Source organism: Serratia sp. CY47280 (assembly GCF_052168655.1).
In the GTDB taxonomy this organism is placed as follows: domain Bacteria; phylum Pseudomonadota; class Gammaproteobacteria; order Enterobacterales; family Enterobacteriaceae; genus Serratia; species Serratia bockelmannii.
The window spans coordinates 1,753,860-1,765,806 of the sequence record NZ_JBJNMG010000001.1 but is presented as its reverse complement, the minus strand read 5'-3'; the positions used below and the strand labels follow the sequence as shown (position 1 = coordinate 1,765,806).

Genomic DNA, 11,947 nt, shown 5'->3' with positions numbered 1-11,947 from the left:
CCGGCGAAAAGCGCAGGCTTACCCTCTATGATACCTGTAATTCGCCGCCATCAATACCGCCGCTCAGACATTTCTTTACCGACAAAACGTTGCTAATCGCGTCTGCGCCGCTAAGATAACCCCAGATCTGAACATGAGGATGGCATGGTTAAACGGCAGCGGATTGCAAAATGGTTTTTATGCCTGGCTTGCCTGGTGGTGCTGACGTGCATGACCCAGCGCATGGCGGGCCTGCATGCGCTGCAGCAAACGCTGGGGATCCCGGCCGCTACCGCCGTTCAGTCCAGCGATGCCGCCGCCGAAGCGCAGCCGACGCCCTGTGAACTGAGCGCCAAATCATTGCTGGCTGCGCCGCCGGTAATGTTCGAAACCGTGCTGTTCGGGCTGGGTCTGCTGCTGGCTCTGTTGGCGCCGACCATTGCCGCGCGTCTGCGCATTCCTCCTCCTCGCGCCATTTCTCCGCCCACCCTCAGGGTGCACCTTCGATTATGCGTCTTCCGTGAATGAGTTAATCGCCCGTTTTTCGCGGTGAATTAATCATTTATGGAGAATTAACATGTTGAAAATTATCAGGCTGGCCTGCGCTTGCCTGTTTATGCTGTGGCTGCCCGCCTTGCAGGCGGCGGACAGCGGCTGGCTGCAAAATCCGGCCAACGATCATGCCAAGGTGCGACTGCGCGCCGACACGTCACAGCCGGGAGAGACCCGTCTGCTGCTGTCGGTCGAGCTGCAAAAAGGCTGGAAAACCTACTGGCGCTCTCCAGGCGAAGGCGGCATCGCGCCGGCTATCGTCTGGCAGGGCAACCCGCCGCCCGCAACCTGGCACTGGCCGACGCCGCAGCGTTTCGAGGTGGCCGGCATTTCCACCCAGGGCTATCACGATCGGGTCACGCTGCCGATCGTGATGCCAGGCCAGGTGTCCGGCCCGCTGGCGGGCACCCTGACGCTGTCCACTTGCAGCAATGTCTGCATTCTGACCGACTACCCGTTCAGCCTGGATCTGACTACGCCGAACGATCCGCTGTTTAACCACGATTTCGCGCAGGCGATGGGGCAGGTGCCGATCGCCGCTGGGTTGGCGGAAAGCGTCAAGGCCGGTTACCGCAGCGGCGAGCTGCAGATTTCCGCCGAACGTGCCGCCGGTTGGCAGCAACCCGCGCTGTTCTTCGATACGCTAGCGGATGCCGATCTCGGCAAGCCGCAGGTCGAGACCGACGGTGCTCAGCTGTTGGCGCGAGTGCCGGTCAGCGACGGTTGGGGCGATGCGGCGCCGGATCTGCGCGGCAAAACGCTGACGTTGGTGATTGACGACGGCGGCATGGCGCAGCAGATTACGCTGCCGATTGGCGATCCGCTGGCCGCGCCTGCCGGTGCGGCGTTCCCGTTATGGCAAGCGGTATTGATGGCGCTGGCGGGTGGGTTAATCCTCAACCTGATGCCGTGCGTGCTGCCAGTGCTGGGCATCAAGCTCGGTTCTATCCTGCAGGTGGAGCATCGCGATCGGCGCAGCGTTCGTTTGCAGTTCCTGGCGTCGTCGCTGGGTATCGTCGCCTCGTTTATGGCGTTGGCCTTGCTGATGACGCTGCTGAGACTCGGCAACCACGCGCTTGGCTGGGGCATTCAGTTCCAGAATCCGTGGTTTATCGGCTTTATGGTGCTGGTGACGCTGCTGTTCAGCGCCAACCTGTTTGGCCTGTTCCATCTGCGCCTCTCATCCGATCTGAATACCTCACTGGCCACCCATAACGGGCACGGTCTGAGCGGCCATTTCTGGCAGGGCGCGTTCGCTACGCTACTGGCGACGCCGTGCTCGGCGCCGTTTCTCGGCACGGCGGTGGCCTTCGCGCTGGCGGCGTCGCTGCCGGTGCTGTGGGGCATGTTCATCGCACTCGGCATCGGCATGAGCCTGCCGTGGCTGCTGATTGCCGCCTGGCCTTCGCTGGCGCTGCGCTTGCCGCGCCCCGGCCACTGGATGAATACCGTCAAGCTGGCGATGGGGTTGTTGATGCTGGCGTCGTCGCTGTGGCTGCTGAGCCTGCTGAGCAATCATATCGGCGTGCAGGCCACGCTGTGGCTGGGGGCGCTGGCGCTGCTGGCGTTGCTGCTGGCAGTATGGCGTCAGCAGGGAGCACGGTTAGCGGCCAAGCTGGCGGCGGGCACGTTGGTGCTGGCTGGCGTGGCCTTGTTGGCCGGCTCGCTGACCGCCGGCCTGTGGCGCCAACCGTTGCAGGATCGGGTGCAGTGGCAACCGCTGAGCGAACAGGCGATTGCCGAGGCGCTGGCCCAGCATAAGCGGGTGTTCGTCGACGTGACCGCCGACTGGTGCGTGACCTGTAAAGCCAACAAATTCAATGTGCTGCTGCGCGATGACGTACAGCGCGCGCTGAGCGCCGACGATGTGGTCGCGCTGCGCGGCGACTGGAGCCGCCCGTCGGCCGACATCAGCGCCTTCCTGCAAAAGCGCGGCAGCGTCGCCGTGCCTTTCAACCAAATCTATGGCCCCGGCAGCCCGGACGGCGAGGTGTTATCCCCGCTGTTGACCCGTGACGCCGTGCTGCAAACGCTCTCCCATGCCAAAGGAACCGAACAATGAAAAAGCTACTGATTTTACTGATGATCATCGCCGCCCCGGCGTGGGCCGCCGAGCCTTTCACCCCGGCGCAAGAGGCGCGCATTAAAGAGATGATCCGCGAAACGCTGGTGTCCAACCCGGACATTCTGGCGCAGGCGGTGGACGCCTGGCAGCAGCAGACCGCAGGCCAGCAAATCAGCCAGGCTATCAAGCAGAATGCCAAAACGCTGTATCAGGATCCGGCCAGCCCGCGCCTGGGCGCCGCCAACGCCAAACTGACGCTGGTGACCTTTACCGACTATAACTGCCCGTACTGCAAGCGGTTTGATCCGATGCTGGAGAAGATCGTCAAGCAATACCCGGATGTGGCGCTGGTGGTGAAGCTATTGCCGTTCAAGGGCGAAAGCTCGGTCAGCTCGGCGCGCGTGGCGCTCACCACCTGGCAGCAGCATCCGGATCAATTCTGGGCTTTGCACCAGCGGCTGATGGCGAAAAAGGGCTTCCACGACAAGGCCAGCATCGCCGCCGCGCAGGAGAAAACCGGCGTCAAGGCGGTGGCTCCGAGCGAACAAAGCATGACCACGCTGCGCACCAATATGGAATTGGCGGAACAATTGGGCGTACAAGGGACGCCGGCGACGCTGATCGGCGATCGGATGCTGCCGGGGGCGGTGTCCTATGAAGAGCTGGAAACGATGGTGAAGCAGCAGCTGGCGAAGGCCAACCATGGCTAAGCTCAAGCGCTGGGGGCGCGAGTTGCTGCTGCTGGCGCTGATCGTACTGGCGGTGGTCACGGTAATGGATTGGCTGAACGCGCCGCAGGCGCCGCCGGCCTTCGATGCCCAGACGCTGACCACGTTGGACGGTGATCGCGTATCGTTGGCGCAGCTCAGCCATGAACGGCCGCTGCTGGTTTACTTCTGGGCCAGTTGGTGCGGCGTCTGCCGTTTCACCACGCCGGACGTCGCCCGTTTGCAGGCGACGGGCGGCAACGTGCTGACCGTCGCGCTGCGCTCGGGCGACGATACCCAGGTGAAACAGTGGCTGGCACGCAAACGGCTGGCGCTGCCGGTGGTCAACGATCCGGCCGGTACGCTCTCGGCGCAGTGGCAGATTGGCGTGACGCCGACCTTCGTGGTGATCTCGCAGGGCAAAGTGGTGCAGAGTACCACCGGCTGGACCAGTTACTGGGGGATGAAGCTGCGGCTGTGGTGGGCCGCCGTCTAACCGGCGTTTTTCTCTGTTATCACTTCCTCAATCGCCCGGCCTAGCCGGGCGATACCTTCTTCAATCTGCGGCGGCGAGTTGGCGGCAAAGTTTAGCCGCAGACTGTGCGCGCCCAGCTGTTCCTGGGCATAAAAGCATTCGCCGCGCGCGAAAGTGACGCCGTGTCGCCAGGCCACCGGCATCAGTTCGGTGGTGGTTACCGTCGCGGGCAGCGTCAGCCAGATAAACAAGCCGCCTTGCGGCGTTTCGAAACGGCACCCCGGCGGCAACCGCCGTTGCAACGCGTCGATCATCACTTCCAGATGGCGGCGGTAGACGCGCCCGGCGCGCCGCAGCTGCTTGTCGTAACGGCCGACGGTGACGAACGCGTCCAGTGCCCGCTGGATCAGACTGGAGCTGGTGAAGCTGTCGACGTGTTTCAGCCTGGCAAAACGCTGATAGTGTTCGCTGTCCGCCACCAGATAGCCGATGCGCATGCTGGGCAGCAGCATCTTGGAGAAAGTGCTGACGTAGATCACCGCGCCCGGCTGCGCCAGCGCGCGCAGCGACGGCAGCTGCTTGCCCTGGTAACGCAGATCGCCGACGAAATCGTCCTCCAGGATCACCACGCCGGCCTGTTGGGCGATCGCCAGTAGGCGTCGCCGACGCACCTCGCTCAGGCAGCGGCCGGTCGGGTTGTGGAAATTGGGGATGGTGTAGATCAGTTTAGGGCGGTGGCGTTCCAGCAACTCGGGCAATCGTTCGACCAGCATGCCGTGGCGATCGCCGGGCACGGTGACGATATTGATGCGGTGCTGGCGCAGCAGGCCCAGCGCTTCGGCGTAGGTCGGCTCTTCGACGATCACCGTATCGCCCGGTGTCAGCAGGCTTTGCACCACCAGGCTGATGGCATGCTGCGAGCCGTTGGTGATCAGCACCTGTTCCGCCTGCGTGGGGATACCCTGTGCGCTGAGGATGCGGCTCAGCGTATCGCGCAGCGGGTAGTAGCCGCAGTATTCGCCGTAGCTGAAGGCCTCTTCCGCGTGGCGGCTGAGCACCGACAGCAGCACTTTGCGAAACGCCTCCAGCGGAAACACCTTAGGGCTGCCGACGCCGGCGGCGAAGTTGATCAGCCCCTCGGGCAGCGGGGCGTCGGCATAGCCGTCCAGCCGCGAGGTGAGGGTGGTGAAGCTTTCCAGCGGGAAGGGGGTATCGCTGCTCGGCCGGGCTGGGCGCGCCTGCGTCTGCGGGTGCGCAACATAGGCGCCGCTGCCGCGCCGCTGATGCAAAAAGCCCTTGGCCGCCAGCTCGGCGTAGGCGTTATCCACCGTTAAACGGCTGACCGCCAGCTCGGCCGCCAGCGTGCGCGTCGAGGGCAGCTTGTCGCCATCGACGAACACGCCGGTGAGGATGGCGCGCCGCAGCGCTTCTTCGATCTGTAAATAGAGCGGAACGTCCTGCTCGCGATCTAACGGAATGTGCATGCGAAATTGGCCCGGTTAGGGAGAGAGCTTTTTACTATAACCCATGTCAACGGGGCTTCAAGCGCAGAAAAGTGGCCTGCATGACAACGCCGTAAAGTGGCTATAGTGAGAAAAAATGGCCGAGTTACACTCTGTGCCTGAGTATTTATGTCGCCATTTCTCCGAGGATCTCATGTCATTACCGTCAGGCGTTTCCGCCCGGCCTTTGCTGCCCAGCGCGCGTCTCTTTCAGGGCAGCCGCCAGGGTTACGTCATCGCCATTATCAGCGCCATGCTGCTGGCCTTTACCGCCATCATCATTCGCGCGCTGACCGAGTACTATCACCTGCCGACTTTCGTGCTGGCGTTCTGGCGCGCGGCGCTGGTGGCGCTGGTGCTGTTGCCGCTGCTGTTGGTGGTGAAACCGCAGTGGGCGCGCCTGCGCCGTGAACAGGTATTGTTCTACGCGCTTTACGGGCTGCTGCTGGCGCTGTTCAACAGCCTGTGGACGCTGTCGGTGGCGCTGAACGGCGCATCGGTGGCGACCATTCTGACCTACTGCTCGGTGGGCTTTACCGTGTTCCTCGGCTGGGTGATGTACAGCGAACGCCTGACGCTGCGCCAACTGCTGGTGATCGCCATCAGCCTGGGCGGTTGTTTCCTGGTCAGCAACGGCGACAGCATGGGCAACCAGCACTTCGACTTGTTGGGGCTGCTGGTGGGGATGCTGTCGGGCATCGGCTATACCCTGTATACCCTCGGCGGGCGGGTGGCCAGCGAACGGGGCTATCCGGTGTGGAACACCATTTTGTACGTTTTCGGTTTTTCGGCACTGTATCAGCTGGTGTTCAACGCGGCGCTGACGGCGTTCCCGCTGGCGGCGTTCCACGGCATGGCCGGCTCTCTGTGGTTCCTGTCGCACGGCGCGCAGGGCATTCAGTGGAGCGGCTGGCTGTTGCTGCTGGCGCTGGCCGCCGGGCCGACGCTGTTGGGCTTCGGGTTGTATAACATCAGCCTGAAAACGCTGCCGCTGGCCGTAGCCAACCTGATCCTGTCGTTGGAGCTGGTTTTCACCGCGGTGATCGCCTATTTCCTGCTGGGGGAAAACATGAATCAGCTGCAGCTGCTGGGCAGCTCGCTGGTGATGGGCGGAGTGCTGCTGTTGAAAAGCAAGACCGCCGAGGCGTGATCGGCTACCATTACGCCTCGCAAGAGAGGCGGTAATGATGAATAACCCGAGATTGAAACGAGCGCTTATCGCTTGAATGGCCGTGTTGAGTGAACGACAACACGGCCACAGACATTCCGTTCCGTGGCTTTTATTCCCGTAACAAGAGAATACGCCATGTCCAAAAAACATTGGTCCAACACCGAACTGCTGCATCAGACGGTGACCAACCCGAATATCATCGTCAAAGGCACCCACAGCTACTACAGCGACTGTTGGGATAACGGCTTCGAACGCTCGGTAGTGCGCTATCTGCACGGCGACGCGGTCAGCCGGCAATGGCAGCCGCTGGGTGACATAGATCGCTTGCTGATCGGCGATTATGTGTGCATCGCGGCCGAAGCGGTGATCCTGATGGGGGGCAATCACACCCACCGTATCGACTGGTTGAGCCTGTACCCCTTTATGGAAACCATCAAACGGGCGTACCGCCCCAAAGGCGACACCCGGCTGGGGGACGGTTGCTGGATTGGCATGCGGGCGATGTTGATGCCAGGGGTATCGATAGGCGAAGGGGCGATCGTCGCCGCCGGCAGCGTGGTGGTCGGCGATGTTGAGCCTTATGCCATCGTCGGCGGTAACCCGGCGAGGTTTATCCGTTGGCGATTCGCGCCGGAAGTTATCGCGCGGTTGCTTGCGTTACGCCTCTATGACTTGTCCGAGGCGGACTTTGCGGTGGTACAGCCTTTGCTGGTCGACAATGATATTGCGGCCGTAGAGCGGGCGATATGCAACATTAAGCGTTATTAAATGAAAAGGACGGGGTAATGACCCCGTCCGAGTGTGACTGAGATAATCGGGCCAAGTGTACCAGAAACTCTCCGACTGTTAATCCTCGCTCCACGGCAGCCGTATAGCTGCATTATAGAAATGCAATGTATATAATAGCATTGCCTGAGAAAGGTCCTGGATCTACGGTATTATTGGCTGTCAGTTTTGCTTTTAGATTGATATTTTTCTGTTGGCCGCTAGTCAAAGAATAATCCACGCCTGTCCATGCGGAATTTCCATCTAAAAAAAGCGTCGAATAAAAATTTTTGGTGTTTCTGAAATAAATATTTCCATCGCCTAATGTAGATTGGGCATATATTTTTACCGTGCCTGACTGAGTGCATCCGATTGTTCCATAAATCGTTCTCTCCATCCCGGAAATCTCGTCCTGCGAAAGCGTACCAAAATCTATCACAGGAGGGAGATTCACATCACAAGATTGGTTTTGGGGAGGCAATTTGCCGCAAACAGAATTAGGCCATAAAAACGCCCCCCCGGCTAGTGATGGCGTATGTACATAAAAAAGCCCAACGCAACTGGCATCCCTACCGTTCACCAGGTAGGGTCGCGAGGTCCATGGAATGCCAAAGGAGTTTTTCCAGGCGATCTCTATTTCTTTTGCGGTTCTATATTTTTCAATTCGAAGACAATTTTTAGAGTCTATACATGAGCCATGTAGCCCAGGATTTCGGGTACTGTATTTGACATCAGGGCCAATAAAACAAGACGACCATCCATAACAAGGATTGAGATCAGAAGGGTTCTCATCCCACGCAACCAACGATTGAACAACCGTTAGGTTAACAAAAGATACGGGAAGCATATATGCGCCAGCTATAGCTTGTTGAGATAATAAAAATGTGCAGCAAAAAATAAATATTCTAAACATTATAACTCCTGATTTTATATTTATCTTCCCTATTGATTGTCATCTATAATGCCGCCCATGTTTTGGTGGATTTATAGAGAATATCGGCATCACATTATCATGTGTCTGAGTGAACAGCAATAATTTGGGTTCTCGAATTAGCTGGTTGATTTAGTCTGGGTTTTTATTTTTATGATTAAATAAAAAGTATAATTAATGACAATGTAATAGCTCAGGTTACTTTCTTCACTCTCTCCGTCAATAACGATATAAAAGGGTCACGTAGAGTGTGTGTGGGGGGAGGAGGAGGAGGGGCCAAATGTAGTGGCAAAAATTGATAGCCGTTATCAGGTTAAAAAACGGTATCAAAAAGGTAACGGACATCTGTAATGGATCAATCGCGGACAACAAAAGTTTTTGCGTGTTTAGACATGAAAAATCCAGAGTCAAAAGTCTGGCTCTGGATTTTTTCTCTGGTCGGCTTATTCAAGCTCTCTCAAACGATCGGCATCAGAGATCATAACACCGCCCGTTTCGCATTACTCGGCCTTGGCCTCGGCCGCCGGTTGGCGGCGTTTACGCATCAGGCGCAGCAGCGGCGGCAGCGCCAGTACCGCGACCGCCAGCACCAGCAGCGTTTGCGCGATGCTGCTGCTCCACAGGATGCCGAATTCGCCGTTGCTGATCGACAGCGCGCGGCGCAGGTTCTGCTCCAGCATCTCACCCAGCACGAAGCCCAGAATCAGCGGCGACATCGGGAAGTGCATTTTCCGCAGGATATAGCCGAACACGCCCAACCCCACCATCAACAGCAGGTCGAAGGTGGTGCTGTGCACCGCATAAACCCCCACCGCGGAAACTGCGGCGATCGCCGGCACCAGGAACCACAGCGGAATGGTCAGCATGCGGGTGAACAGGCCGACCAGCGGCAGGTTCATGATCAGCAGAATGACGTTAGCGATCAGCAGTGCGGCGATCAGCCCCCAGACGATATCCGGCTGTTCGGTGAACATCGCCGGGCCGGGGGTGATGTTGTACAGCGTCAGCGCCCCCATCATCACCGCCGTGGTGCCGGAACCCGGCACCCCCAGCGTCAGCATCGGAATGAATGAGCCGCAGGCCGAGGCGTTGTTGGCCGCTTCCGGCGCCGCTACGCCGCGGATGTCGCCCTTGCCGAAGGTGTCGCTGTTACCGCTGATTTTCTTCTCGGTCATGTAGGTCAACGCGCTGGCGATGGTGGCGCCGGCGCCCGGCAGAATGCCGACGAAGAAACCGATCACCGACGAGCGCAGGGTCGGGCCTGCGCACTGCGCCGCCTCTTTGCGGTTGAACAGCAACCGGCCGGTTTTACGCACCAGCTTTTGCCCGGCGCTGGTGCTTTCCAGCATCAGCAGGATTTCGCTGACCGAGAACAGGCCGATCACCACCACGATAAACTGCACGCCGTCGGAGAGGTGCACACTGTCGAAGGTAAAGCGGTAAACGCCGGTGTTGGCGTCGACGCCCACCGTCGCCAGCCCCAGGCCGATCAGCGCCGCCAGCAGCGATTTCAGCGGGTTCTGGCTCATCATGCTGCCGAGGCAGGCGATGGCGAACACCATCAGGGCGAAATACTCCGCCGGGCCGAAGGCCAGCGACCAGCGGGCCAGCAGCGGCGCGAACAGGATGATGCCGCCGATGGCGATCATCGATCCGACGAACGAGCTGACCGCCGAGATGGACAGCGCCACGCCGGCGCGCCCCTGCTGCGCCATCGGGTAGCCGTCCAGCGCGGTCATGATCGCCGCCGCATCGCCCGGCACGTTGAGCAGAATCGACGAGATGCGTCCGCCGTACTCGCAGCCGATATACACCGTCGCCAGCAGGATTAGCGCCGATTCGGCCGGCAGCTTGAGGGCAAATGCCAGCGGCAGCAGGATCGCCACGCCGTTGATCGGCCCGAGGCCCGGCAGCAGGCCGACGATGGTGCCGACGAAGCAGCCGATCAGGGCGATAATCAGGTTCTGCGGCACCAGCGCCACTTCGAACCCTTGGGTCAAATACATCCAGGTATCCATCATCGCTCCCGTTAGCTCAGCCAGATGCCGAGCGGCAGTGTGACATCGAGAAGTTGGTCAAAGGCGTAGTACAGCGCTGCGCCCATGACGACGCCGGAGAGGGCCGCCGCCGGCAGGCTGGCCTGAAACAGCAGGCCGATGCTGAACGTCAGCAGCGCGGTCGCCAGCGGAAAGCCCAGCCATTCAAAGCCCCAGGCATACAGCACCAGGGTGATCACCAGCACCAGCAGCCGCTGCAGCACCTTGTGGTGCGGCCAGTCCACCGCCTGTGGGCGGCGCAGCAGCAACAGGGCCGCGCACAGCGCCATCAGGCTGAGGATCGCCAGCGGGAAAGGGCGCGGCCCCAGCGGTTCATAGCTGTATTCGCTTTGAATGCCCCAGCCGATGAACAGCCCGCCGATACACAGCAGCAGCCAAAAGCCGGCAAAAATACGATCGCTCATGGTTTTCCCCTGCGGTTATTTGGCCAGGCCGAACACTTTCGCCTGCTCACGGTATTGGGCAACCTGATTCTTCACGTAGGCGTCCAGCTCTTTGCCGGTCATGTTGAATTCGAACAGGCCGCGCAGATCGCGTTGCTGCTTGAATTCATCGGTCGCCATCATTTTCTGGAAGGTGTCGATCCACCACTGATACTCTTCATCGCTGACTTTCGGCCCGACGTAGAAGCCGCGAATGATCGGCCACACCAGGCTGTACCCCTGTTCTTTGGCGGTTGGAATGTCGGCCAACTGGCCAGGCAAACGTTGTTCGGCATACACCGCCAGCACGCGGATTTTGTCGCCCTGCAGGTAAGGCACCATCTCGCTCAGATCACCGGAAACTGCCTGAATATGATTGCCCAACAGCGCGGTGACCGGCTCGCCGCCGCCTTCGAACGCCACGTAGCGCATCTTGCGCGGATCCACGCCGACTTCGCGCGCCAGCAGCGCAGTTTTCATCCAGTCCTGGCTGCCGATGGAGGCGCCGGCGCCGAACACCACGCTGTTGGGATCTTTTTGGAAGGCGTCCATCAGGTCTTTCAGGGTCTTGTAAGGCGAGTCGGCGCGCACCGCGATCATGCCGTAGTCGGTTCCGACCGCCGCCAGCCATTTCACGTCGTCCACGTTATAGCGGCCGAACTTGCCCTGGGCCAGATTGAGCAGCGAGCCGCCGGAGAAGGCCACCACGGTGCCGAACTCCGCCGGGCGCTGCGCGACGATGGCGTTGTAGGCCACCGCGCCGACGCCGCCGGGCATATAGGTGACGCGCATCGGTTTATCGATGGCCTTGGTGTCCTGCAACGACACCTGAATCAGCTTGCAGGTCAGATCGAAGCCGCCGCCAGGCTTGGCCGGCGCAATACATTCGGTGCGTTTGGGCGCTTCCACGGCAAAGGCCTGAGAGGCTGCCAGCAACAGTGCGGCGGCGGTAAAGGTACGGGTCATTATTTTTTTCATTGTGGCTTGCCCTCGGTATTGTTCTGGTTGTGAATCCCGCAGAGCGCGGTTGCAGGATTGTTAAAACAACAACCTTTCATTTACCTTTCAGTGGCCGGAAAAGTTTCCAGTCTGTGATTAGGGTCTCTTGTCGCCAGTGAATCACGGGTGCGCTACCATAGAAATGCGGGCAGGAACAGGGCGCAAAACCGGCCAAAATCCTGCGTAATATCAGGTTTGCCGTTCTGCTTTCGCGATAAAATCATGATCAGTGAAATGAATAGAGACGCAGTGATATGTTTTCGTTAGGGAAATTATTTGGTGGTAGGGACAGCGCCAAAGTATGCGCGATTAAACGGTTGCC

The 11,947-nt window shown here is 59.7% G+C and carries 11 protein-coding genes; 6 read left to right on the top strand and 5 right to left on the bottom strand.

The features are described from left to right. The first annotated feature begins 144 nt into the window (after window positions 1-144). Genes ACJ8J4_RS08535 through ACJ8J4_RS08520 form a run of 4 tightly spaced genes read left to right on the top strand, consistent with a single transcriptional unit; the run spans window position 145 to window position 3,799 of the window. On the top strand, window positions 145-507 hold the full coding sequence (locus ACJ8J4_RS08535) for a hypothetical protein (protein ID WP_033639760.1): 363 nt from the start codon (window positions 145-147) through the stop codon (window positions 505-507). A 49-nt stretch (window positions 508-556) separates the two neighbouring features. Beyond that, window positions 557-2,593: a protein-disulfide reductase DsbD family protein gene (locus tag ACJ8J4_RS08530; protein WP_043140150.1), complete on the top strand. Its 2,037-nt coding sequence runs from the start codon at window positions 557-559 to the stop codon at window positions 2,591-2,593. Continuing rightward, window positions 2,590-3,306 (top strand): DsbA family protein, encoded by a 717-nt coding sequence (locus ACJ8J4_RS08525; RefSeq protein WP_049294894.1) that lies wholly within the window; start codon window positions 2,590-2,592, stop codon window positions 3,304-3,306. Before ACJ8J4_RS08530 ends, ACJ8J4_RS08525 begins: the two co-directional genes overlap by 4 nt. After that, window positions 3,299-3,799, top strand: a complete 501-nt coding sequence (locus ACJ8J4_RS08520; protein ID WP_089196121.1) for a protein disulfide oxidoreductase — start codon at window positions 3,299-3,301, stop codon at window positions 3,797-3,799. Before ACJ8J4_RS08525 ends, ACJ8J4_RS08520 begins: the two co-directional genes overlap by 8 nt. Here the strand turns inward: ACJ8J4_RS08520 and pdxR are convergent. Then, window positions 3,796-5,262, bottom strand: coding sequence for a MocR-like pyridoxine biosynthesis transcription factor PdxR (pdxR, locus tag ACJ8J4_RS08515; protein ID WP_049207342.1), 1,467 nt, complete (start codon window positions 5,260-5,262; stop codon window positions 3,796-3,798). The two genes, ACJ8J4_RS08520 and pdxR, sit on opposite strands and share 4 nt — an antisense overlap. A 172-nt stretch (window positions 5,263-5,434) precedes the next feature. Between pdxR and ACJ8J4_RS08510 the strand changes: the two genes are divergently transcribed. After that, window positions 5,435-6,430 (top strand): DMT family transporter, encoded by a 996-nt coding sequence (locus ACJ8J4_RS08510; RefSeq protein WP_089196120.1) that lies wholly within the window; start codon window positions 5,435-5,437, stop codon window positions 6,428-6,430. Window positions 6,431-6,586: 156 nt separating this feature from the next. Then, window positions 6,587-7,219 (top strand): CatB-related O-acetyltransferase, encoded by a 633-nt coding sequence (locus ACJ8J4_RS08505; RefSeq protein WP_060447953.1) that lies wholly within the window; start codon window positions 6,587-6,589, stop codon window positions 7,217-7,219. A 112-nt stretch (window positions 7,220-7,331) separates the two neighbouring features. On the opposite strand, the gene ACJ8J4_RS08500 is transcribed toward ACJ8J4_RS08505, so the two are convergent. From ACJ8J4_RS08500 to ACJ8J4_RS08485, 4 genes are all read right to left on the bottom strand, one after another. Continuing rightward, window positions 7,332-8,129, bottom strand: a complete 798-nt coding sequence (locus ACJ8J4_RS08500; protein WP_197835698.1) for an MrpH family fimbial adhesin — start codon at window positions 8,127-8,129, stop codon at window positions 7,332-7,334. A gap of 518 nt (window positions 8,130-8,647) precedes the next feature. Next, window positions 8,648-10,165, bottom strand: a complete 1,518-nt coding sequence (locus tag ACJ8J4_RS08495) for a tripartite tricarboxylate transporter permease (protein WP_016926872.1) — start codon at window positions 10,163-10,165, stop codon at window positions 8,648-8,650. 11 nt (window positions 10,166-10,176) lie between these two features. Further along, window positions 10,177-10,608: a tripartite tricarboxylate transporter TctB family protein gene (locus tag ACJ8J4_RS08490; protein WP_025303701.1), complete on the bottom strand. Its 432-nt coding sequence runs from the start codon at window positions 10,606-10,608 to the stop codon at window positions 10,177-10,179. Between the two features lie 15 nt (window positions 10,609-10,623). Further along, complete coding sequence (locus ACJ8J4_RS08485) at window positions 10,624-11,604, bottom strand: Bug family tripartite tricarboxylate transporter substrate binding protein (RefSeq protein ID WP_025303700.1); 981 nt, start codon at window positions 11,602-11,604, stop codon at window positions 10,624-10,626. Between the last annotated feature and the right edge of the window lie 343 nt (window positions 11,605-11,947).